This window comes from Bacteriovorax stolpii (assembly GCF_002872415.1).
GTDB classification, from domain to species: Bacteria; Bdellovibrionota; Bacteriovoracia; order Bacteriovoracales; family Bacteriovoracaceae; genus Bacteriovorax; species Bacteriovorax stolpii.
In genome coordinates, this window is the sequence record NZ_CP025704.1 from 3,640,753 (window position 1) to 3,660,432 (window position 19,680).

At 39.7% G+C, this 19,680-nt stretch carries 33 protein-coding genes; all 33 read right to left on the minus strand.

All coding sequences use genetic code 11. The features are described 5' to 3' along the window. Positions 1-27: 27 nt before the first annotated feature. On the minus strand, positions 28-1,590 hold the full coding sequence (locus tag C0V70_RS17980) for a sigma-54 interaction domain-containing protein (RefSeq protein WP_102245250.1): 1,563 nt from the start codon (positions 1,588-1,590) through the stop codon (positions 28-30). Between the two features lie 187 nt (positions 1,591-1,777). Continuing rightward, positions 1,778-2,374, minus strand: coding sequence for a TlpA family protein disulfide reductase (locus tag C0V70_RS17985; protein ID WP_102245251.1), 597 nt, complete (start codon positions 2,372-2,374; stop codon positions 1,778-1,780). A 58-nt stretch (positions 2,375-2,432) separates the two neighbouring features. After that, entirely contained in the window at positions 2,433-2,789 is a 357-nt protein-coding gene (rplQ, locus tag C0V70_RS17990; protein WP_102245252.1) for a 50S ribosomal protein L17, read from the minus strand. 15 nt (positions 2,790-2,804) lie between these two features. Then, a complete protein-coding gene (locus C0V70_RS17995; protein ID WP_102245253.1) occupies positions 2,805-3,833 on the minus strand; it encodes a DNA-directed RNA polymerase subunit alpha in 1,029 nt (342 codons plus the stop codon). Positions 3,834-3,858: 25 nt separating this feature from the next. Then, on the minus strand, positions 3,859-4,242 hold the full coding sequence (gene rpsK, locus C0V70_RS18000) for a 30S ribosomal protein S11 (RefSeq protein ID WP_102245254.1): 384 nt from the start codon (positions 4,240-4,242) through the stop codon (positions 3,859-3,861). Between the two features lie 13 nt (positions 4,243-4,255). After that, complete coding sequence (gene rpsM / locus C0V70_RS18005; protein ID WP_102245255.1) at positions 4,256-4,639, minus strand: 30S ribosomal protein S13; 384 nt, start codon at positions 4,637-4,639, stop codon at positions 4,256-4,258. A gap of 13 nt (positions 4,640-4,652) precedes the next feature. Further along, on the minus strand, positions 4,653-4,769 hold the full coding sequence (gene rpmJ / locus C0V70_RS18010) for a 50S ribosomal protein L36 (protein ID WP_102245256.1): 117 nt from the start codon (positions 4,767-4,769) through the stop codon (positions 4,653-4,655). Between the two features lie 18 nt (positions 4,770-4,787). Next, positions 4,788-5,006 carry a translation initiation factor IF-1 gene (infA, locus tag C0V70_RS18015; RefSeq protein ID WP_102245257.1) on the minus strand — a complete coding sequence of 73 codons (219 nt, stop codon included), beginning with the start codon at positions 5,004-5,006 and terminating at the stop codon, positions 4,788-4,790. Between the two features lie 74 nt (positions 5,007-5,080). Next, on the minus strand, positions 5,081-5,719 hold the full coding sequence (locus C0V70_RS18020) for an adenylate kinase family protein (protein ID WP_102245258.1): 639 nt from the start codon (positions 5,717-5,719) through the stop codon (positions 5,081-5,083). A gap of 2 nt (positions 5,720-5,721) precedes the next feature. After that, a complete protein-coding gene (gene secY / locus C0V70_RS18025) occupies positions 5,722-7,032 on the minus strand; it encodes a preprotein translocase subunit SecY (protein ID WP_102245259.1) in 1,311 nt (436 codons plus the stop codon). Between the two features lie 13 nt (positions 7,033-7,045). Beyond that, on the minus strand, positions 7,046-7,498 hold the full coding sequence (rplO, locus tag C0V70_RS18030; protein ID WP_102245260.1) for a 50S ribosomal protein L15: 453 nt from the start codon (positions 7,496-7,498) through the stop codon (positions 7,046-7,048). 28 nt (positions 7,499-7,526) lie between these two features. After that, positions 7,527-7,715, minus strand: a complete 189-nt coding sequence (gene rpmD, locus C0V70_RS18035) for a 50S ribosomal protein L30 (RefSeq protein ID WP_102245261.1) — start codon at positions 7,713-7,715, stop codon at positions 7,527-7,529. A 12-nt stretch (positions 7,716-7,727) separates the two neighbouring features. Then, on the minus strand, positions 7,728-8,330 hold the full coding sequence (gene rpsE, locus C0V70_RS18040) for a 30S ribosomal protein S5 (RefSeq protein WP_102245262.1): 603 nt from the start codon (positions 8,328-8,330) through the stop codon (positions 7,728-7,730). Positions 8,331-8,338: 8 nt separating this feature from the next. Then, the gene (rplR, locus tag C0V70_RS18045; RefSeq protein WP_102245263.1) at positions 8,339-8,713 is read right to left on the minus strand and encodes a 50S ribosomal protein L18; all 375 of its coding nucleotides are present in this window, start codon (positions 8,711-8,713) and stop codon (positions 8,339-8,341) included. Between the two features lie 24 nt (positions 8,714-8,737). Further along, positions 8,738-9,280, minus strand: coding sequence for a 50S ribosomal protein L6 (rplF, locus tag C0V70_RS18050; RefSeq protein ID WP_102245264.1), 543 nt, complete (start codon positions 9,278-9,280; stop codon positions 8,738-8,740). Between the two features lie 11 nt (positions 9,281-9,291). Then, positions 9,292-9,675, minus strand: coding sequence for a 30S ribosomal protein S8 (gene rpsH, locus C0V70_RS18055; protein ID WP_102245265.1), 384 nt, complete (start codon positions 9,673-9,675; stop codon positions 9,292-9,294). Between the two features lie 21 nt (positions 9,676-9,696). Further along, the gene (locus C0V70_RS18060) at positions 9,697-9,882 is read right to left on the minus strand and encodes a type Z 30S ribosomal protein S14 (RefSeq protein WP_102245266.1); all 186 of its coding nucleotides are present in this window, start codon (positions 9,880-9,882) and stop codon (positions 9,697-9,699) included. A gap of 11 nt (positions 9,883-9,893) precedes the next feature. Next, positions 9,894-10,433 (minus strand): 50S ribosomal protein L5, encoded by a 540-nt coding sequence (rplE, locus tag C0V70_RS18065; RefSeq protein ID WP_102245267.1) that lies wholly within the window; start codon positions 10,431-10,433, stop codon positions 9,894-9,896. A gap of 12 nt (positions 10,434-10,445) precedes the next feature. Continuing rightward, on the minus strand, positions 10,446-10,757 hold the full coding sequence (rplX, locus tag C0V70_RS18070) for a 50S ribosomal protein L24 (protein WP_102245268.1): 312 nt from the start codon (positions 10,755-10,757) through the stop codon (positions 10,446-10,448). A 28-nt stretch (positions 10,758-10,785) separates the two neighbouring features. Next, positions 10,786-11,154 carry a 50S ribosomal protein L14 gene (gene rplN / locus C0V70_RS18075; protein WP_102245269.1) on the minus strand — a complete coding sequence of 123 codons (369 nt, stop codon included), beginning with the start codon at positions 11,152-11,154 and terminating at the stop codon, positions 10,786-10,788. 11 nt (positions 11,155-11,165) lie between these two features. Next, a complete protein-coding gene (gene rpsQ, locus C0V70_RS18080; RefSeq protein WP_102245270.1) occupies positions 11,166-11,417 on the minus strand; it encodes a 30S ribosomal protein S17 in 252 nt (83 codons plus the stop codon). 8 nt (positions 11,418-11,425) lie between these two features. Then, a complete protein-coding gene (rpmC, locus tag C0V70_RS18085; protein WP_102245271.1) occupies positions 11,426-11,617 on the minus strand; it encodes a 50S ribosomal protein L29 in 192 nt (63 codons plus the stop codon). A gap of 56 nt (positions 11,618-11,673) precedes the next feature. Then, positions 11,674-12,108: a 50S ribosomal protein L16 gene (gene rplP, locus C0V70_RS18090; protein WP_102245272.1), complete on the minus strand. Its 435-nt coding sequence runs from the start codon at positions 12,106-12,108 to the stop codon at positions 11,674-11,676. 35 nt (positions 12,109-12,143) lie between these two features. Next, on the minus strand, positions 12,144-12,770 hold the full coding sequence (gene rpsC / locus C0V70_RS18095; RefSeq protein WP_102245273.1) for a 30S ribosomal protein S3: 627 nt from the start codon (positions 12,768-12,770) through the stop codon (positions 12,144-12,146). An 11-nt stretch (positions 12,771-12,781) separates the two neighbouring features. Beyond that, positions 12,782-13,117, minus strand: a complete 336-nt coding sequence (gene rplV / locus C0V70_RS18100) for a 50S ribosomal protein L22 (protein WP_102245274.1) — start codon at positions 13,115-13,117, stop codon at positions 12,782-12,784. Positions 13,118-13,139: 22 nt separating this feature from the next. Next, positions 13,140-13,424, minus strand: a complete 285-nt coding sequence (rpsS, locus tag C0V70_RS18105; protein ID WP_102245275.1) for a 30S ribosomal protein S19 — start codon at positions 13,422-13,424, stop codon at positions 13,140-13,142. Positions 13,425-13,437: 13 nt separating this feature from the next. Then, positions 13,438-14,262, minus strand: coding sequence for a 50S ribosomal protein L2 (gene rplB, locus C0V70_RS18110; protein WP_102245276.1), 825 nt, complete (start codon positions 14,260-14,262; stop codon positions 13,438-13,440). Between the two features lie 26 nt (positions 14,263-14,288). After that, positions 14,289-14,579 carry a 50S ribosomal protein L23 gene (gene rplW, locus C0V70_RS18115; RefSeq protein WP_102245277.1) on the minus strand — a complete coding sequence of 97 codons (291 nt, stop codon included), beginning with the start codon at positions 14,577-14,579 and terminating at the stop codon, positions 14,289-14,291. A 2-nt stretch (positions 14,580-14,581) separates the two neighbouring features. Beyond that, entirely contained in the window at positions 14,582-15,199 is a 618-nt protein-coding gene (gene rplD / locus C0V70_RS18120) for a 50S ribosomal protein L4 (protein ID WP_102245278.1), read from the minus strand. A 17-nt stretch (positions 15,200-15,216) separates the two neighbouring features. Then, the gene (gene rplC / locus C0V70_RS18125) at positions 15,217-15,870 is read right to left on the minus strand and encodes a 50S ribosomal protein L3 (protein WP_102245279.1); all 654 of its coding nucleotides are present in this window, start codon (positions 15,868-15,870) and stop codon (positions 15,217-15,219) included. Between the two features lie 85 nt (positions 15,871-15,955). Then, on the minus strand, positions 15,956-16,264 hold the full coding sequence (gene rpsJ / locus C0V70_RS18130; RefSeq protein WP_102245280.1) for a 30S ribosomal protein S10: 309 nt from the start codon (positions 16,262-16,264) through the stop codon (positions 15,956-15,958). Between the two features lie 86 nt (positions 16,265-16,350). Further along, positions 16,351-17,541 carry an elongation factor Tu gene (tuf, locus tag C0V70_RS18135; protein ID WP_102245281.1) on the minus strand — a complete coding sequence of 397 codons (1,191 nt, stop codon included), beginning with the start codon at positions 17,539-17,541 and terminating at the stop codon, positions 16,351-16,353. 39 nt (positions 17,542-17,580) lie between these two features. Next, a complete protein-coding gene (gene fusA, locus C0V70_RS18140; RefSeq protein ID WP_102245282.1) occupies positions 17,581-19,665 on the minus strand; it encodes an elongation factor G in 2,085 nt (694 codons plus the stop codon). Positions 19,666-19,680: the final 15 nt, after the last annotated feature.

Sequence of the window (19,680 nt, forward strand, 5' to 3'; positions counted from 1 at the left end):
TCAACTAACTGCTTTCGTAAGATTTAATTAAGCAGCTTTAGCGCGTTTATCAAGTCCGTACTTTTCAACTTTCATAATTAAACTCGCTCTTGAAATATCTAATTCCTTAGCAAGTTTAGACTTGTTGAAATTGCAGCGCTTCAACCCTTCACGGATCATCATGATTTCCAGTTGCTCAAGAGCATCTCTCAGAGTTCCCTCTGTGTTAACACCTTTGAAAGCTGGTTCTGCTGACGCTCCCCAATCAATAATTCTTGGAGAAAGATTTTCTGGGCCAATCATTTTTTCGTCACCAGCAAGAACCACAAGTCTTTCAACTTCGTTCTCTAGCTCACGAACGTTACCTGGCCATGGGTAATCAAGCATTTTTTCCATACACTTTTTAGCAAAAGTCTTAAGCGCTTTACCTGCTTCATCACATCTCTTCTTCAGGAAGTAATCCATTAGAACAGGGATATCGTCATGGCGCTCACGTAGAGGTGGAAGAGCTACGTTGATAACGTTGATTCTGTAATATAAGTCCTCTCTGAACTCACCCTTTGCCATCATTTCTTTAAGATTCTTATTTGTCGCCGCTACGATTCTCACGTCAACTTTCTTAGGAGCTGTAGCACCTACTGGAAGGTATGTCCCTTCCTGAAGAACGCGCAGAAGTTTTACCTGCATTGATAGAGTTGTATCCCCGATTTCATCCAGGAACAGTGTTCCACCGTTAGCTGTTTCAAATAGACCTTTTTTATCTTTTACCGCTCCAGTAAACGATCCTTTTACGTGTCCGAATAACTCCGAATCTAGAAGGTTGTCGTTAAAGGCTGAACAGTTAACCGCTAAGAACATCTTATCTTTTCTTGGAGAATAGAAGTGGATCGCCTTAGCTACAAGTTCCTTCCCTGTTCCGTTTTCCCCGTTGATTAGAACTGAAGACTCAGAGTTAGAGATTTTCTCAAGTAGAGAGTAGATCGCTTGCATCTTCTTCGATTTACCAATCATTGCGTGGTAACGGTATTTTTCACCTACTTCAGATGAAAGCGCCTGGATTTGATCTTCGCGCTTAGTAATCTCATCGTGGAAAGAAACCATCTCTTCCGCTACTAATGATGTAAGCTCTTTTACGTATTCAAGTTCACGCGGCCACATCTTCTTAATTTTTTCACAAGCAACTGCAGCGTCAGCTGGCGTTGTCCCGCATTCAATCATTTGAGCTTTTAGCATTTCAACATCAGCACTTGTTGCAGTATCAAGTACGAATGGATAAACGAAAACCGCTCCGGCAAACTCCCCATCAACTTTAACCGGGAACGCTACACCTTTTACATGTTTAAAGAATGATTCATAAACCACTACTTCATTAGTAGAGGCCATCTTTTCAACCATCTTCTCAATGTCTTCGGCCAGGAAGTCATGTCCATAAGCTGATTGCATCTGCACTTTCATGAAGTGAGACTTAAATGAATATGTTTTGCTTGCATGATCAGACCAAAGTTTTCCGTGAGCATCTGTATAGAACATCTCAACGTCAAACCATTTACCTAGAATCCCTTCTAGTTTAGAGATAACGTGAAGTTTCCCCATATCTTGCCAATTAATCATACAACTCTCCTGCTTGAGTCTGTGCCCATGGTAGTAAAGGCAGCTAAGTTGTAAAACTTTTCGGCAGTTTCAGGAAAATCTTAAAAGAATTGATAAAATTTTTAACAGGCAAGAATACTCTAATCTCTTAAAAAGAGACAAAAAACTTATTTACTCAACTATGACTGATTAAAAAAGTTACGAAATCCTAGTGAGTCTCTACCGCACGTTGCTCGAGATTTTCACCATTTAACCAGAAATTCAAGCGAGTTACATAAGACTCTGCCATCCAATCCTGAGGACCAATGAATTTGTTGATGTGCTTTCCAGTGCTCGAAAACAAGAATGTCTCCGGCACCTTTAATGTACCTAATTGGTCCATTACTCTGTTTTCTACATCAATCGCAAATGTGACGTTTTTTGGAATATTCGGGAAGCGAGTAAGAAATTTCTTAATCTTCATTTCTTCATCATTAACCGCCACTAAAAGGAACTTCACCCCAAGAGGCTCAACCTTAGTTGCGTAAGAAAGAAACTCCGGCATCTCCTTTTCACAAGGCGCACACCACGTTCCCCAGATATGCACAAATGCCCCCTTAGAAGTGCTCGCAAAGTCTTTAGACTTAATCGTCGCACCAGTTGCAATGTCATTAACCTGGAAGTCTGGAAGCTCTTTTAAAACGGGAGCATCGATCGCGCCATCGTTCTTCCCATAGAATTTCTTTCTTTCATACTGAGCATAAAGGAAAGTTAAACCAAGAAGGGCCACAATAAGGAGAATTTTTTGAAAAAAATTTAGTTTCATAAGAAATTGGGCAAAAAAAAGCCTCCGTTTCCGGAGGCTTTAATATTTAATCTAAGGACTATTCTACTAAAGCGAAGTAGCTCATTTTAGCGCTATCGCCAACACGGCCTTCAGCGATTTTGATTACTCTAGTGTATCCACCATTTCTAGTCTTAAACTTCGGAGCAACGTTTGTGAAAAGTTCTTTTACTGCGTTGTCGTTGTTAAGTTTTGAGTAAGCTAATCTTCTGTTGTGTACAGTATCTTCCTTTGCAAGAGTGATTAGTTTTTCAACATATCCTCTTAGGGCCATACAACGAGCGTGAGTAGTTTTAATTTTTCCGTGCTCAATTACTTCAATCGCCAGGTTTCTGATGATTGCTTGTCTGTGAGCTGGCTTTACGCCTAAAGTATATTTGTGATTCCCGTGTCTCATAATTCCACCTAATAATTAGTTTTTACCTACAGTTTTTCCGTCTTGCATATCTTTCATTAAGCTATCAACTTTCATTCCAAGACCAAGACCCATGCTCGTTAGAATTTCTTTGATTTCATTCAGAGACTTTCTACCGAAGTTCTTAGTTCTTAGCATTTCACCTTCAGTCTTCGAAACTAGTTCGTAGATATACTTAATGTTAGCATTCTGTAAACAGTTAGCTGAACGAACTGAAAGTTCAAGCTCAGAAACTGGCTTAAGAAGCGCATTGTTTGTAGGTGATGAAACTGCGATTGGCTTAGAATCGTGTTTTACAACTTGCTCTTCATCTTCGAAAGTTAAGAATACCGCTAATTGGTCTCTTAAAATCTTAGCTGCGTAAGCAATTGAGTCAGCTGGAACAATTCCAGAGTTCGTCCACACTTCAAGCGTAAGTTTATCGAAGTCAGTTCTCTTACCAACACGAGTGTTTGTAACAGAATAGTTTACACGGTAAACAGGCGAGAAAAGTGTATCAAGGTAGATCCATCCAACTGGAAGATCGTACTCATCTTTGTTGTCTACAGCTGTAACGTAACCTTTTCCTCTAGCAACTTTAAGTTCGATCTTTAGAGATCCACCAGAAGAAATGTTAGCGATAACGTGATTTGGGTTAAGGATTTCAACGTTAGCGTTTGTTACGATATCAGAAGCCCTAACTGGACCTTCTCCTGATTTCTCAAGAACAAGAACAGTGTCTTCTTTTCCAGAAATTTTGAAACGCACTTCTTTTAAGTTAAGAATGATTTCAGAAACTTCTTCTTTTACGTTATTGATTGTACCGAATTCGTGCTCAACACCTTCGATTCTGATAGCAACAATACCTGCTCCCTGAAGAGAGTTTAGAAGAACTCTTCTTAAAGAGTTCCCAAGTGTTTGTCCGTATCCTCTTTCAAGTGGCTTTGCTACGAATTTTCCGTAATCGCTTCTTAGGCTTTCGCTTTCAGCTTCTAAAGCTACTGGTCTAATCATGCTATTCCAGTTTTTAGCTGTAAAATTATCCATCTTAAAGACTCCTTAAATAGTTTAATTAGACTCTTCTTCTCTTAGGTGCTCTACATCCGTTGTGAGGAATTGGAGAACGATCTGAAACAGATACGATTCTGATTCCCGCCCCTAAAAGTGCTCTGATTGCGTTTTCGCGACCAGCTCCTGGACCTTTTACTCTTACTTCAACTGAGTTTAATCCGTGTTCAACAGCTCTTTTTGCAGCTTCAAGAGAAGCAGTTTGAGCAGCGAATGGAGTAGACTTTTTTGAACCTCTGAATCCTAATTGGCCAGCAGATGCCCATGCAAGTGCGTTCCCTTGAGGATCAGTGAAAGTTACAATTGTATTATTGAAAGACGCCTGGATATGACAAATACCGTGCGAGACGTTCTTTTTTACTTTTTTCTTAACAACTTTTTTTACCATAAAATTACCTTAATTATTTAAGTGATTTAATTGATTTTTTACCAGCAATTGCAACCGCAGGACCTTTTCTCGTTCTAGCGTTTGTATGCGTTCTTTGTCCTCTTACAGGAAGTGATTTTCTATGACGAACACCTCTGTAACAAGCCATATCTTTTAGTCTTTTGATGTTAAGACCGATCTCACGACGAAGATCCCCTTCAACTACGTGACCTTCTTCAAGGTGCTTTCTGATTAGCTGAACTTCTTCCTCAGTGATGTCGTTTGAGCTTTTGTTTGGATCAATAGCTGATGCAGCTAAAACGTCCATTGCTACTTTTGGTCCAACCCCGTAAAGAGATTGAAGTGCAATTTTCATTGCTTTATTTCTTGGAATATCTACCCCTAAAATACGTGCCATATGTTTCCCCTACTTACCCTTGTCTCTGTTTATGTTTTGGAGAAGCTTTACAAACTACTCTTAAAACACCTTTTCTTTTAATAACTTTGCAATCTTTACAGATTACTTTTACTGAAGCTCTAACTTTCATAAATCCCCACTACAACTACTACTTACTTCTGTAAGTGATTCTACCTTTAGTTAAATCGTATTTACTAATTTCAACAAGAACCTTATCTCCAGGAAGAATTTTGATAAAGTGCATGCGCATCTTTCCGCTAATATGAGCAATAATAATGTGCCCATTCGGTAATTTCACACGAAATTTTGTGTTAGGAAGAAGTTCAGTAACTTCGCCTTCCACTTCAATAATATCTTTATCGCTCATATTCCCCTAAAGCAGGTTGTATATCCTAAAACAATCTCATTATGCAAGAGCTATGTTTAGGTCAATTTAATTTGTTAACCAATAACTTTTTCTAGTGCCGAGAAAACATCTTTTTCTTGTTTTGAAGCATCAAGCTCGACCAAAACTCCCTTCGATTTATAGAAGGCAAGCATCGGGTCTACAGTGTCCTTGAAAATCTGCAGGCGGTTAGAGACAACTTCTTCAGTGTCATCTTTGCGCTGAGTTAGACTTCCAGTGGCACCACACTTGTCACATGTGTCAGAAACACGAGGAGGCTTAGTAGCCATGTTGTAGATCTCTCCACACTTGCTACAAGTTCTTCTGTTCACTACACGCGATACGAGAATGCTCAAATCAATCTTAAAATAAACTGCAAGGGTCTTTTTCCCTTGAAGCAGCTCAGCCTCAAGCATTTCTGCCTGGGCAATGTTACGTGGGAACCCATCAAAAATATAACTAACTTTGTCTACGTCGCAGTTAGCTTTTAGGAGGGCCATAACAGTTCTATCGTCTACCAGGTCGCCTCTTGAGATAATTCCTGCGACTTTCTGGCCTAATTCAGTACCTTTTGCAATTTCCGCCCTTAGAAGATCACCTGTTGAAATATGCTTGTAGCCTTTTTCAACTAATTTCGCTGCCTGAGTTCCCTTTCCAGAGCCAGGAGCCCCTAAGATGATCAAATGAGGTTTCATTATTAAAATCTTCTATTTGGACCGTTGTACTTCCCTCTACTCTTGAAGGCGGTCTCGTATTTATCAGAATACATAAATGTCTGAACGTTTAACATTACTCTCATCGCTACAGATACCATGATCAGAAGCGAAGTCCCTTCAAAGCGTGAGTGGCTTCCCGTGATAACAGATGGAAGTATACACACAACGATTAGAAAAAGGGCACCGAAGAAAGTCACTCTATTAAGAACGAAGTCTAGGTATTCCTTAGTCTTGTCCCCTGGTCTAATCCCTGGAACAAAGGCATTGTTCTTTTGCAGCATTTCAGAAACTTTTTTAGTTTTGAACTGAATTGGAGCATAGAAAAATGACATGTAGAAAATTAACAGCGCGAATACTAGGTTGAATAAAAGTTGACCTGGCATTAACGACTGATGAATTGTGTCTACGTATGGCTTCAGAGGGCTCGTTGCAGGAACAAAGTTCGCAAGAGTTGCTGGAGCTGCTAAAAGTGAAGAAGCTAGAATTGGAGGCATTACCCCACCAGTGTCTAGTCTTAATGGAAGATTCTGAGCTCCACCGTACACTTTGTTGTTAACTACTTTTTTAGCATATTGAACCGGAATATTTCTAAATGCGCTTTCAATATAAGAAACAATGTAAAGAGATAGGGCGATAATCGCTACCCCGATAGCTAAGTTCCACCCAGAAAGCTCTCCATTTCTAAATAGAGTTACTTTTTGGAAAAATTCAGCTGGAAGCTCAACTGCGATCCCTGTGAAGATGATAAGAGAAACACCGTTCTCAAGGCCAAACTCAGTGATTCTTTCCCCTAGCCATAGAAGGAACATAGTCCCACCCGCTAGAGTAATCATAGTCGTAAGTCTGAAAAGCATCCCTGGTTCATTGATAAGCGGAACACCTGTCGGGCTTCTAAAGCCTTCGAACACAGCGGCCATACCATAACCTTGAATACAGCACAGAAGAACTGAAGCATAACGAGTCCACTTTTGGATCTTTTTATTGCCTTCGCTGTCTTCTTGCATTTCTTGGATTTGAGGAACAACTTCTCCCAATAAAGAGAAGATGATTGATGTAGTGATATAAGGCATGATTCCAAGTGCAAGCACTGAGAATCTCTTAAAAGCACCACCTGAAAATGTGTTAACTAGATCGAAAATCCCGCCGCCACCTTCAGAGAAGTATGATGCCAAAGCAGAAGCATTAACACCCGCAACAGGTACTTGAGCTGCTAGTCTGTAAACTAGCAGCAGAAGAAATGTATAAAATATGCGTTTCTTAAGTTCCTCTATTTTTCCCTGAGATGTCGACATTAGTTATCCTTAACTACTTAACAGTTCCAGAACTGTTTTGGATTGATTCAAGTGCTTTCTTTGAAAACTTAGTAATTTCCTCAAAGTTTAGCGCTTTCGTCAATGCAATATTGCCGATAACCTTAATTTTTAGAGATTTATTTGCCCCAGACAGAAGTCCTTTAGCAATTAGAGTCTCTCTGTTTACAGTTTCAGACTTAGCGTATTTCGCCTCGATGTTCTCAAGCGTTACAACTGCGAATGGATCCGCGAATCTAACGTTGTTGAATCCACGCTTTGGTAGTCTCATGTATAGAGGAAGGTTGTTACCTTCGAAACCAGTTCTAACGTGTCCAGATTTTCTAGCTTTTTGTCCTTTGTGACCTTTACCAGCCTGAGTACCTTGACCAGAACCTTGTCCACGACCAATTCTTTTTGTGTTTCTATTAGCACCTTTTGGGCTTTGTAGATTATTTAAAGTTAACATAACAATTCCTCTATAATTCGATCTTTTCTTATTCTACTACTTTTAGCATGTGGATAATTTTCTTGATCATCCCTCTTACGCTTGGAGTATTTTCAAGCTCAGAAACTTGACCAACTTTTCTTAGTCCAAGGCCACGAACGTTCGCTTGAACACCTTTAGTTGTTCCAGGAAGTCCTTTTACAAGTTTTACTTTAATTGTTGATGATGTTTTAGCCATAAAATTTCCTAATTAGTTTTTAGCTCTAAGACCTTTAACGTCTTTATCTCTAGCTTTTGCAATTGATTCAACTGATCTAAGACCTTTAAGAGCCTTGAAAGTTGCCTTAACTACGTTATGCGGGTTATTTCCACGTAGAGACTTAGTTAAAATGTTGTGTACCCCTGCAAGTTCTAGAATTGAACGACAAGCACCTGCCGCCTTTACCCCAGTACCGTTTGCAGCTGGCTTGAATAGGATCTTTCCTGCATCGAACTCACCTAGGATTTCGTGTGGGATAGTTCCGTTATCAAGAGGAACAGTAATCATGTTCTTATAAGCTTCTTGAGTTGCTTTTCTGATCGCTTCAGGAACTTCTTTTGCTTTTCCTAAACCGTATCCAACTTTACCTTTTTTATCACCAACGATCATTAGAGCTGAGAAAGAGAATCTTCTACCACCCTTAACAACCTTAGCAACGCGATTTACAGCAACAACTCTTTCTTCAAGTTCTGTTCCTGCTGGACCAGGAGCTTTTTTCTTAGGAGCACCAGCGCCATCGCCTCTTTTGCCGCGTGGACCTTTTTTTCCACCTTCAGTTTCTAATTCTTCAATTACAGAAATTTCTTCAGACATATTATCTCCTAAACCTGGATTCCGCTTTCTCTAATAGACTGTACAAGTGCTGCAATTACGCCTGTATATCTGTAACCAGCTCTATCGAATACAGCTGTGCTCAGCTTCTTTGACTTCATTGTTTCAGCAACTTTAGCACCAACTTTCTTTGCGCCTTCAATGTTGCAGCTATCAGCTGCAGCAGCCTTACCAAAAGTACTTACCGTGAACAAGCTTACTGATTTTGAATCATCAATAACCTGAACAGTAATGTGCTTATTTGACTTAGTTGCACAAATACGAGGTCTTTCAGAAGTACCAATAACTTTCGCTCTGATCGTTAAACGTCTCTTCTGTCTTTGTTGCTCTTTTTTTGTTCCTGCTTTACCGTACTGCTTTCTCATATATGATCCCAATTAAGTAATTAATTATTTACCTTTACCACCAGCTTTACCAGCTTTTCTAATAATAGTTTCAGTTGTGTATTTAACACCTTTCCCTTTATATGGCTCTGGCTCTCTGAAAGATCTAACTTTAGCAGCAACTTGTCCAACAAGTTCCTTGTTTGATCCTTCGATATCGATTTGGTTTTTTGTAACCTTTGCAGTGATTCCAGCTGGAAGCGGGAAATCGATTGCATGTGAGTAACCTAAGCTTAGGTTAAGAACGTTACCAGTTACGGCCGCCTTATAACCTACCCCTGTGAACTCTAGAGACTTAACGAAACCTGCACTTACACCAGTAACCATGTTGTTTACTAGAGTGCGAGCAGTTCCCCATTGAGCTCTTGCCGTAGTCGATTCGTCTTTAGGCTTAACTACGATAGTTTTGCCTTCAACTGTAGCTACTACGTTGCTGTTTAATTTATGAGTTAAAGTACCTTTTGCACCTTTTACAGTTACAAGGTCACCTTTGATAGTAACTTCAACTTTCTCAGGAATATTTACTGGATGTTTACCAATACGTGACATGACTTAAACTCCTACCAAACGTTGCAGAGAACTTCTCCGCCAACTTTATTTTTCTTAGCTTCTCTAGATGACATAACACCTTTTGAAGTAGAAATAATTGAAACACCTAGACCACTCATTACGCGAGTAAAAGAGTCGTAGCTGTTATATCTTCTTAGACCTGGTCTAGAAACTCTTTGTAGACCAACAATTGCACCTTCTTTAAGAGCAACTTTAATTTTGATATCATTTGGTGCCTTAGCAACAATTTTAAAAGACTTGATATATCCTTCGTCTTTTAGAACTTTACAGATAGCAGCTTTAATTTTGCTAGCTGGAAATTCTACTTTCTCGTGGCCAGCGCTGTTACCATTTCTGATTACTGTAAGCATGTTTGAAATTGGATCTGTTTGCATATATTCCTCTATATCCTCTAATTACCAGCTAGACTTAGTTACACCAGGAACCATACCTTTAAGAGATAGGTTTCTGAAGCATACTCTGCATAGTTTAAACATTCTAATGAAAGCTCTTGGTCTTCCACAGTGTTCGCATCTATTTCTGTGTCTTACTTGGAACTTAGGTTTTTTATCGTTTGCAATAATTTTAGCTAATCTAGCCATTTATAACTCCATTATTTTCTAAAAGGCATACCAATCAATGTTAAAAGCTCTCTTCCTTCTTCGTTAGTCTTTGCAGATGTAACGATTGAAATCCCTAAGCCTCTGATCTTGTCAATTTTATCGTAGTTGATTTCCGGGAAGATAATTTGCTCTTTTAATCCAAGAGTGTAGTTACCTTTTCCATCAAACCCTTTATTCGATACACCTCTAAAGTCTCTTACGCGTGGTAGAGAGATTGAGATTAATCTATCAAGGAATTCATACATTTTTTCACCACGAAGAGTAACTGAAGCACCTAGAGGCATTCCTTCTCTTACTTTGAATGAAGCGATTGAAGTTTTAGCTCTTGCGATAACTGGTTTTTGACCCGTGATTGCTCCAAGGTCAGCAACGATAGTATCTACTACTTTAGAGTTAGATACTGCGTCTTTAGTAACACAGTTAACTACGATTTTTTCAATCTTTGGAATCATGTGTACGTTAGAATAGTTAAATTTCTTAACTAGCGATGGTACAACTTCTTTTTTATATACGTCTTTTAGTCTACTCATAAATTTTCCCTATTAAATTACAGCGCCACAAGCCTTAGAAACTCTAGATTTTTTGTTATCCTTACCAACAACAAACTTTACTTTAGTTGGTTTCTTTGTTTTTGGGCTGATCAAAGAAACGTTACTTGCATGAAGTGGAAGATTCTTCATAGCAAATCCGCCTTCAGGGTTTTGTTGACTTGGCTTCATCGATCTCTTTACTTCGTTCACGCCTTCAACAATAACCTTGTTAGTTTTTCTGTTAACAGAAAGAACTTTTCCAGTCTTGCCAGCGCTCTTACCAGTTGTTACGATTACTTCGTCATTTACTTTTAATTTTTTCATAAACTTCTCTTATTACCTTATTAACTAATTAAAGAACTTCTGGAGCTAGTGAACAAATCTTTGTGAAGTTCTTAGCTCTTAGCTCTCTCGCTACTGGCCCAAAGATACGAGTTCCAACAGGCTCATTAGCGTTATTGATGATTACAACTGAGTTAGTATCGAATTGGATATATGATCCATCTTCTCTTCTAACAGGGTAAACAGTTCTTACGATTACTGCTTTTTTTACGTCACCCTTTTTGATCTTCCCGCCAGTAACAGCTTGTTGAACTGCAACTACGACAACATCACCTAGTCCGGCAGATACTCTTTTAGAACCGCCTAGAACTTTAAAACATGTAACAATTTTTGCCCCAGAGTTATCAGCAACATCTAGGTTTGTTTGCATTTGGATCATATACTTATCCCTTAGTTAACTTTAAATAATTCCCATTTCTTTAATTTAGAATATGGACGTGATTCAATAATAGTAACAGTGTCACCAACGTTCGCTTTGTTAGCTTCGTCATGAGCATGATACTTCTTGCTTGAGCTTACGAATTTTGAGTAAACATTGTCTTTGAATCTTCTTGTAACTTTAACAACGATAGTTTTATCGTTTTTGCTGCTTACAACAGTTCCATCAAGTGTCTTTTTGAATTTTTTTACTTCTGTAGTCATTGTCAATCCTATTTGCTTAACTGCTTGCTAAATGTCAAAAGTCTTGCAACGTCCTTCTTAATCAGTTGCTTTCTGTGTGGCTTTTCAGCTCCTGACACAGATGCTTGAATTTTAAGAGTTAGAAGCTCTTTTTTTAGTTCAAAAAGTTTCTTTTGAACGTCTTTTGCGCTTAGTTTTTTTACGTCATCAAGTGTGATCATATTTTGTATCCAAAAATTAATTTAATCGGCTTGCGCCTTATTGCATCTTTTTCTTATTAAGACAAGGCTTCTTTCGCAGCCACTACTTCTTTTTTAACAACTTTTGTTTTAATTGGTAGTTTATACATAGCTAGCTTTAGTGCTGCTAAGCTAGTTTCTGCATCTAGGCCACCAACTTCAAAAAGGATTCTTCCTGGTCTGATAACTGCTACCCAAGTTTCTGGAGAACCTTTACCCCCACCCATACGTACTTCCGCAGGCTTTCTTGTTAAAGACTTGTCTGGGAATACCTTAATCCACATGTTTCCACCGCGTTTCATTTTTCTTGAGATCGCGATACGAGCTGCTTCAATTTGTCTGTTTGTAATATATCCACATCCAGTAGCCTGAAGACCGTACTCACCGAAAACCAGTGTATTACCACGGTTTGCAGCTCCGGCCATTCTACCTTTCTGTTGTTTTCTAAATCTAACTCTTTTAGGACTTAACATGAGAAACCTCTACCTTATTTAAAAATCTATAAATCCTATTTATAGATCTCGCCCTTATAAACCCAAACTTTTACACCAATGATTCCATAAGTTGTACTAGCTTCAGCTGTGTTGTAATCAATATCTGCTCTTAAAGTATGAAGAGGAACTTTTCTTTCAGCGTACCCTTCAGTTCTTGCCATTTCAGCACCACCAAGACGGCCAGCAGTTCTTACTTTGATCCCTTTAACACCTGCTCTGAAAGCAGATTGCATCACTTTTTTCATTGCTCTTCTGAAAGCAACGCGCTTTTCAAGCTGTTGAGCGATGTTTTCAGCGATAAGTTTCGCGTCTGCATCTGGTCTCTTAACTTCAGCGATGTTGAAAATTAAAGTTCCAGTAGTCATCTTTTTAAGATCGTTTCTGATCTTTTCGATTCCTGTACCTTTCTTACCAATAGCAATTCCTGGCTTAGCAGTATTTACTGTTACTTTTACTTGGTCAGATGTTCTAGAGATATCGATGCTTGCTACAGCAGCAGCTTTCATAGTTTTTTCGATATAAGCTCTCATCTTGATATCTTCATGAAGAAGCTCAGCATATCTATCTTTTGCATACCAGCTTGAGTGCCAACCTTTGATATACCCTAGTCTAAAACCGTAAGGATGTACTTTTTGTCCCATTTATTTCCTACCTATGCTTCTTTTAAAACCACAGTTACGTGGCTTGATCTTTTTCTGATTTTGTAAGCGCGACCTTGTGCTCTTGGCATAATTCTCTTCTGCATAGCACCTTCGTCAGCGAAGATTGTCCCAACAACAAGATTATCAAGATCGTATTTATTTGCTTCGTTAGCAATCGCTAGTCCACTGTTGATTAACTTAGTAAGAGCGATAGCAATTTCTTTCTTCTCACAAAATCTTAGGATTTTGATTGCGTCTGAAGCTTTCTTGTTTCTTACTAGGTCGCAAACCTGTCTAACTTTTCTTGGTGCGATTCCTACGTTACTTAACTTTACTTTAATGGCCATAAGCCCCTCTCTCTAATTAATTTTATTTCTTAACTACTTTTTTATCAGCGCCGTGACCGTGGAAAGTTCTAGTAATAGAAAATTCTCCAAGCTTATGGCCAATCATGTTGTCTGTTACGTAAACAGGAATGAATTTCTTCCCGTTGTGTACAGCAAATGTGATCCCGATAAATTCAGGCAATACTGTTGAACGACGTGACCATGTCTTAATAACTTTACTTGCTTTGTTAGCATCGTTAGCGATGGCAATAACTTTTTTAAGTAAATGTGTATCAACGAAAGGTCCCTTCTTTAATGAACGAGCCATATATTCTCCCTAATTACTTTCTTCTCTTAACGATAAATTTATCAGTTCTCTTATTCTTACGAGTCTTGTATCCACGAGTAGGTAATCCCCATGGAGTCACAGGGTGACGTCCACCAGATGTTCTACCTTCTCCCCCTCCCAATGGGTGGTCGACAGGGTTCATAGAAACACCACGTACAGTTGGTCTGATACCAAGTTTTCTTGTGATACCAGCTTTACCGCGGTTAACTTTTTCATGGTCAAGGTTACCAACTTGTCCGATTGTAGCGCGACAGTTAGCTTTTACTTTTCTTAACTCGCCAGATGGCATTCTTAGAAGAACTGAATCTTCTTCTTTCGCCATAACTTGAACGTAAGAACCAGCTGAACGTGCGATTTGTCCGCCTGCTCCTGGGCTCAGCTCAACGTTGTGAACTAAAGTACCGATTGGCATTTCGCTTAGAAGCTTAGCATTTCCAACTTTGATGTCGGCGCCAGAAGAAGACACAACAGTGTCACCAACGTTTAGTCCAAGTGGTGCAAGGATAAAAGTTGTAGCTCCATCAGCATAAACGATTAAAGCGATGTTACATGTACGGTTTGGATCGTACGCGATAGCTTTAACAGTTGCAGGAACGTCGATTTTATTTCTTTTGAAATCGATGATTCTGTATTTTTGTTTTACACCGCCACCATGGTGACGAGTTGTAATACGGCCGGCATTATTTCTACCTGCTTTTGATTTTTTTGGAGCAAGAAGGTTATTTGGAACAACAACGTCTTTTGTAAGATCCTTGCTGTTCATTACTTGCTTTTTTCTAAGTGTCGGTGTGACCGGCTTAAATTTTGTAATTCCCATAAATATTCCTTAACAATCCTTTAAAATTAGATTCCTTTAAAAAACTCAATCTTCTGACCTTCTGCTAATTGCACAAGGGCCTTCTTGTAAGAAGATGTCTTCTTATAAGCTTTTGCAGTTCTTTTTGTTTTGCCTGGGATAACAGCAGTTCTGATTGCCACTACCTTCACATCATAAAAAGCTTCTACAGCATTCTTGATTTGGTTTTTATTTGCTTTAAGGTTTACAACGAATCCGTAGCGATTGTTCGCTTCAGAATCAGCTGAAATCTTTTCTGTGATAAGAGGTTTTACGATTACGTCATTAATTGCAGCCATGATTACACCAACTTGTTAGCTAGCTTTTCGAAAGCTTGCTTTTCAATAATTAAATTTTCATATTTAACTGCTTCGTAAACACTTAGGTTATCTACACCAAGGCCTTTAGCAGTTTTAAGGTTATTTGTAGCTCTGATTGCTAGGCTGTTTGAGTCTGTAGTTACTACTAAAGCGTTTAGTAGGTTTTTAGACCCTAGAAGCTTAGCCATCTCTTTCGTCTTACCTGTTGAAGTAAGAGCGTCTACGATGATTAGCTTTCCGGCCAATTGCTTATCTACGATTACTGATCTTAGAGCACCGATCATAACTTTTTTGTTTACTTTTTGCTCATATGATCTTGGTACTGGTCCAAAAACTGTCCCCCCACCAGGCATTAGAGGTGAACGAGTAGACCCTTGACGAGCGTTACCTGTACCTTTTTGCTTGAATGGCTTCTTACCACCACCAGATACTTCAGACTTTACCTTTGTCTTAGCTGTACCTTGTCTTCTACCTGCTAGGATAGCTTTAACAACTTGGTGAACAACTGGAACATTGATAGCATCTGGAGTGAACTCAAGGTTGACCTTGATTTTTTCTTTGCTTTCAAATTTATTGTTTAATACGTTTAATTCTGTCATTTTAGACCTCTACCTAATTACGCTTTTTTAAGAGCTTTAGAGATTTTAATAAATCCTTCTTTACCACCTGGAACTGAACCCTTTAGTAGTAAGTAACCTTTTGCTGGATTTACTTCGACAACTACAATGTTTTGTACTGTCTTTGTATCTGTCCCCATGTGTCCTGGCATTTTTTTACCACGGAATACACGTCCTGGAGTTGCTCTGTTACCGATAGATCCCACTCTTCTGTGGAAGTGAGAACCGTGAGATGCAGGTCCACCACGGAAGTTATAACGTTTCATAACTCCGGCAAAACCTTTACCTTTAGATTCACCTGTAACGTCTACATATGAACCAGCTGCGAAAGCAGTTGTTTCGATTTCTTTACCAAGGTTAGCTGCATCTACTGCATCTGCCTTAATTTCAGAAAAACGTGTAACGTTTTGAGAAACACCAGCTTTCGCTAGGATTCCTTTATTAGGCTTGTTAAGAAGTGCTTCACGTTTTTCACCGTAACCGATTTGGTAAGCAGTGTAACCGTCTTTATCAGCAGTTTTAACTTGTGTGATTAGGTTAGGGATAAGTTTGATAACTGTAACTGGAATGTGGTTCCCGTTTTCATCGAAAACTCTAGTCATTCCTGCTTTAACGCCATAAAAAGCGTCTAAAGCGATCTTTGCGTCAGACATTTTTTCCTCCACAGCATCACCCTAGTCTAAGGGATGCGTTCATGGTTTTTATTAATTGTTAGTTCAAAAAAGTTTTATTGTTTTACTAGTACTTGATCTCTACGTCAACCCCAGAAGACAGGTCCAACTTCATTAGTTGGTCGATTGTCTGTTGAGTTGGCTCGATGATGTCCACTAGACGCTTATGAGTTCTCATTTCGAACTGCTCGCGCGACTTTTTGTCGATGTGAGGTGAACGAAGAACAGTAAACTTGTTGATTTCAGTTGGTAGAGGGATTGGTCCCGCTACTCTTGCACCAGTTTCTTTAGCAGTTTGAACGATTTCGTTAACCGAAGTGTCTAACAGCTTGTGATCATAGGCGCGTAGCTTAATTCTTAGTCTAGTTGCTTTCATAATATCCGTGGGTCCTTTTTTTGTTTTTGACTTTTTATTTTTTATACGGCCCTTTGTCAAGGGGCCGCAAATGTTTTTTCTTAAAATTAATCGTTAATTTCAGCAACAGTTCCGGCACCAATCGTACGTCCACCTTCACGGATCGCGAAACGAAGTGACTTTTCCATAGCGATCTTAGAAATAAGCTCTACTTTGAAAGTTGTGTTGTCACCTGGCATTACCATTTCTACACCTGGGTTCAGTTCAATTGACCCAGTTACGTCTGTTGTTCTGAAGTAGAACTGTGGACGGTATCCTTTGAAGATTGGAGTGTGACGTCCACCTTCTTCTTTTGTAAGAATATAAACTTCACCTACGAACTTAGCGTGTGGAGTTACTGACCCTGGCTTAACAAGACACTGGCCGCGCTCGATATCTTCTCTCTTCGTTCCACGAAGAAGTAGACCCGCGTTGTCCCCTGCTTGACCTTGGTCTAGAAGCTTACGGAACATTTCGATTCCCGTTACAGTTGTCTTTTGAAGATCACGGATACCAACGATTTCGATCTCGTCGTTAACTTTAATGATCCCTCTTTCAATACGTCCAGTTACTACCGTTCCACGTCCAGAGATTGAGAAAACGTCCTCTACTGGCATTAGGAATGGCTTATCAACATCACGTTGAGGAGCTGGAATGTATGAATCTACTGCGTTCATTAGTTCGATGATCTTGTTTTCACCGATTTCTGGGTTACGTCCTTCTACTGCTGCTAGAGCTGATCCAGCTACGAAAGGAATCGCGTCCCCTGGGAAGTTATAAGAAGAAAGTAGCTCTCTCATTTCCATCTCTACAAGTTGTAGAAGTTCTGGATCGTCTACCATGTCTACTTTGTTAAGGAATACTACTAGAGCTGGTACCCCTACCTGACGAGCAAGAAGGATGTGCTCTCTCGTTTGTGGCATTGGTCCGTCCGCTGCTGAACAAACAAGGATACCACCGTCCATCTGAGCTGCACCTGTAATCATGTTCTTTACATAGTCAGCGTGACCTGGACAGTCTACGTGAGCGTAGTGACGAGTTGCTGTTTCGTATTCTACGTGAGCAGTGTTAATTGTAATACCACGTGCTTTTTCTTCTGGTGCTGAATCGATATCTGCGTATGACTTAGCTGCTCCACCGTGGTGTTTTGCCATTGTCATTGTAATTGCTGCTGTTAGTGTCGTCTTACCATGGTCTACGTGACCAATAGTTCCGATGTTAACGTGAGGTTTGTTACGGTCAAATTTTTCCTTAGCCATTTTAAATGCTCCTGTATGTTCTAAAGACGAAAACTAAAATTAAATATAAATACCTTTTTTCTCTAACGTCGCTTTTGCTAAATCAAAAGGCATTTCCACGTAGCTTTTGAACTTCATCGTGAAGCTAGCGCGGCCTTGAGATTTTGAGCGAAGATCAGTACTATAACCGAATAATTCCGCCAATGGAACTTCTGCAGAAATTAAATCTTTGTTCTGCTTGATTCCCATTGTTAAAATCTTACCTCTCTTCGAGTTAATGTCCGAGATAACATCTCCGGTATAGTCTTGCGGAGTCACAACTTCCAGCTCCATCACTGGCTCAAGAAGGATAACCCCTGCTTTTTTACAAGCATCTCTGAAGGCGCTCGAAGCAGCAATTGCGTAAGCTACTTCTGTCGACTCATTTTCGTTGAATTCAACAGCCGTAAGCGTCGCTTTAATATTTAGGAAAGGGTAACCGGCCATTGCCCCACCTGGAGCAGTGTCCATAACCGCTTTCTTAATAGAGTCGATAAAGTTTTGGCCAATCTGCTTACTAGTTACAGATGACTCAAAAAGAACTCCGGCCTGGTAATCAACTGGTTCAACTTTTAAAGTCACAGAACCAAATTGCATTTTACCGCCAAGTTCACGGTTGTATGTATGAGATTCAGAAGCAGTTCCTGAAATACTCTCACGGTAAGAAACCTGAGGCTTACCAACACGGATCCCAACATTGAATTCACGTTGAAGTCTATCGGCGATAATTTCAAGGTGCAACTCTCCCATTCCCAGGATCAGAAGCTGACCAGTTTCCTGGTTGTTGCTGAACGTGAAAGATGGGTCTTCATTTTTTAATTGCTCTAATGTCGAAAGAAGTTTCTTTTCATCCGCTGCCGTCTTTGGCTCGATAGCAACAGAGATAACTGTTTCCGGGAATTCCATTAGGTCATAAATGATTGGCTTATTTTCCGTACAAAGAGTTTCACCTGTTGTTGTCTCTTTCAGTCCTGCAACTGCAACGATATCTCCAGCAAAAGCTTCTTGAAGCTCTGTACGTTTATCGGCGTGCATTTGGAAAATTTTATTTACTCTCTCGCGTTTCTTTTTAAGCGAGTTATAAACTGTCTGTCCCGACTCAAGCTTTCCAGAATAAATGCGAACGTAAGTTACACTTCCAACGAATGGGTCTGTCGCGATCTTAAAAGCGATCCCACTGAACATTTCGTCGACTTCTGGTTTTCTAACTTCAACCTTATCCGGATCCTTTAAGCTGTGACCTTTAAGCTCTCCTCTATCTGTAGGTGATGGAAGGTAATCTAAAACCGCATCTAATAGCGGCTGAATACCTTTATTCTTAAAAGCTGATCCACAAAGAACTGGGATAAAATTGTGAGTGATGGTTGCTTTTCTTAAAGCAGCTTTAATTTGAGCTACACTGGGTGCCTCTCCCATAAGAATAAGGTCTGTTAATTCCTCATCGTACTCGGAAAGGTTATCAAGAAGCTCATCTCTATATAGTTGGCATTCATCAACAATGTCTGCTGGAATGTCTTTGATTTCAATTTTTGAACCTAAGCTTTCAGCTGGGAAATAAATGGCCTTCATTTCAAGAAGGTCGACAACTCCAGCGAAGTTTTCTTCAGAACCAATTGGCCACTGAACAGCTGCGGCTTTTTTATCAAGCTTCTCTCTGATTTCCGAAATACAGTTTTCATAGTTCGCACCCATGCGGTCCATCTTGTTGACGAAAGCAAGGCGAGGAACTTTGTATTTATCGGCCTGTGCCCAAACCGTTTCCGATTGAGGCTCAACACCAGAGACGGCGTCGAAAACACCGATCGCTCCATCAAGAACGCGAAGAGATCTTTCTACTTCAATCGTAAAGTCTACGTGTCCGGGAGTATCGATAATGTTGATTGTTTGTTTGTTCCAGCTACATGTAGTAGCGGCAGACGTGATCGTGATTCCTCTTTCCTGCTCCTGAATCATCCAGTCCATCGTTGCAGTTCCATCGTGAACTTCACCGATCTTGTGGCTCTTTCCAGTGTAGTAAAGAATCCTTTCTGTAGTCGTAGTTTTACCGGCATCAATGTGAGCCATGATTCCGATGTTACGAATTTTATCAATCTGTTTAGAACTCATAGTCTTTAAAAATAA

What these genes read in the sequence shown, in the direction of transcription:
- C0V70_RS17980 (WP_102245250.1), bottom strand. Translation starts at nt 1,590, where the DNA reads ATGATTAATTGGCAAGATATGGGGAAACTTCACGTTATCTCTAAACTA.
- C0V70_RS17985 (WP_102245251.1), bottom strand. Translation starts at nt 2,374, where the DNA reads ATGAAACTAAATTTTTTTCAAAAAATTCTCCTTATTGTGGCCCTTCTT.
- rplQ (WP_102245252.1), bottom strand. Translation starts at nt 2,789, where the DNA reads ATGAGACACGGGAATCACAAATATACTTTAGGCGTAAAGCCAGCTCAC.
- C0V70_RS17995 (WP_102245253.1), bottom strand. Translation starts at nt 3,833, where the DNA reads ATGGATAATTTTACAGCTAAAAACTGGAATAGCATGATTAGACCAGTA.
- rpsK (WP_102245254.1), bottom strand. Translation starts at nt 4,242, where the DNA reads ATGGTAAAAAAAGTTGTTAAGAAAAAAGTAAAAAAGAACGTCTCGCAC.
- rpsM (WP_102245255.1), bottom strand. Translation starts at nt 4,639, where the DNA reads ATGGCACGTATTTTAGGGGTAGATATTCCAAGAAATAAAGCAATGAAA.
- rpmJ (WP_102245256.1), bottom strand. Translation starts at nt 4,769, where the DNA reads ATGAAAGTTAGAGCTTCAGTAAAAGTAATCTGTAAAGATTGCAAAGTT.
- infA (WP_102245257.1), bottom strand. Translation starts at nt 5,006, where the DNA reads ATGAGCGATAAAGATATTATTGAAGTGGAAGGCGAAGTTACTGAACTT.
- C0V70_RS18020 (WP_102245258.1), bottom strand. Translation starts at nt 5,719, where the DNA reads ATGAAACCTCATTTGATCATCTTAGGGGCTCCTGGCTCTGGAAAGGGA.
- secY (WP_102245259.1), bottom strand. Translation starts at nt 7,032, where the DNA reads ATGTCGACATCTCAGGGAAAAATAGAGGAACTTAAGAAACGCATATTT.
- rplO (WP_102245260.1), bottom strand. Translation starts at nt 7,498, where the DNA reads ATGTTAACTTTAAATAATCTACAAAGCCCAAAAGGTGCTAATAGAAAC.
- rpmD (WP_102245261.1), bottom strand. Translation starts at nt 7,715, where the DNA reads ATGGCTAAAACATCATCAACAATTAAAGTAAAACTTGTAAAAGGACTT.
- rpsE (WP_102245262.1), bottom strand. Translation starts at nt 8,330, where the DNA reads ATGTCTGAAGAAATTTCTGTAATTGAAGAATTAGAAACTGAAGGTGGA.
- rplR (WP_102245263.1), bottom strand. Translation starts at nt 8,713, where the DNA reads ATGAGAAAGCAGTACGGTAAAGCAGGAACAAAAAAAGAGCAACAAAGA.
- rplF (WP_102245264.1), bottom strand. Translation starts at nt 9,280, where the DNA reads ATGTCACGTATTGGTAAACATCCAGTAAATATTCCTGAGAAAGTTGAA.
- rpsH (WP_102245265.1), bottom strand. Translation starts at nt 9,675, where the DNA reads ATGCAAACAGATCCAATTTCAAACATGCTTACAGTAATCAGAAATGGT.
- C0V70_RS18060 (WP_102245266.1), bottom strand. Translation starts at nt 9,882, where the DNA reads ATGGCTAGATTAGCTAAAATTATTGCAAACGATAAAAAACCTAAGTTC.
- rplE (WP_102245267.1), bottom strand. Translation starts at nt 10,433, where the DNA reads ATGAGTAGACTAAAAGACGTATATAAAAAAGAAGTTGTACCATCGCTA.
- rplX (WP_102245268.1), bottom strand. Translation starts at nt 10,757, where the DNA reads ATGAAAAAATTAAAAGTAAATGACGAAGTAATCGTAACAACTGGTAAG.
- rplN (WP_102245269.1), bottom strand. Translation starts at nt 11,154, where the DNA reads ATGATCCAAATGCAAACAAACCTAGATGTTGCTGATAACTCTGGGGCA.
- rpsQ (WP_102245270.1), bottom strand. Translation starts at nt 11,417, where the DNA reads ATGACTACAGAAGTAAAAAAATTCAAAAAGACACTTGATGGAACTGTT.
- rpmC (WP_102245271.1), bottom strand. Translation starts at nt 11,617, where the DNA reads ATGATCACACTTGATGACGTAAAAAAACTAAGCGCAAAAGACGTTCAA.
- rplP (WP_102245272.1), bottom strand. Translation starts at nt 12,108, where the DNA reads ATGTTAAGTCCTAAAAGAGTTAGATTTAGAAAACAACAGAAAGGTAGA.
- rpsC (WP_102245273.1), bottom strand. Translation starts at nt 12,770, where the DNA reads ATGGGACAAAAAGTACATCCTTACGGTTTTAGACTAGGGTATATCAAA.
- rplV (WP_102245274.1), bottom strand. Translation starts at nt 13,117, where the DNA reads ATGGCCATTAAAGTAAAGTTAAGTAACGTAGGAATCGCACCAAGAAAA.
- rpsS (WP_102245275.1), bottom strand. Translation starts at nt 13,424, where the DNA reads ATGGCTCGTTCATTAAAGAAGGGACCTTTCGTTGATACACATTTACTT.
- rplB (WP_102245276.1), bottom strand. Translation starts at nt 14,262, where the DNA reads ATGGGAATTACAAAATTTAAGCCGGTCACACCGACACTTAGAAAAAAG.
- rplW (WP_102245277.1), bottom strand. Translation starts at nt 14,579, where the DNA reads ATGGCTGCAATTAATGACGTAATCGTAAAACCTCTTATCACAGAAAAG.
- rplD (WP_102245278.1), bottom strand. Translation starts at nt 15,199, where the DNA reads ATGACAGAATTAAACGTATTAAACAATAAATTTGAAAGCAAAGAAAAA.
- rplC (WP_102245279.1), bottom strand. Translation starts at nt 15,870, where the DNA reads ATGTCTGACGCAAAGATCGCTTTAGACGCTTTTTATGGCGTTAAAGCA.
- rpsJ (WP_102245280.1), bottom strand. Translation starts at nt 16,264, where the DNA reads ATGAAAGCAACTAGACTAAGAATTAAGCTACGCGCCTATGATCACAAG.
- tuf (WP_102245281.1), bottom strand. Translation starts at nt 17,541, where the DNA reads ATGGCTAAGGAAAAATTTGACCGTAACAAACCTCACGTTAACATCGGA.
- fusA (WP_102245282.1), bottom strand. Translation starts at nt 19,665, where the DNA reads ATGAGTTCTAAACAGATTGATAAAATTCGTAACATCGGAATCATGGCT.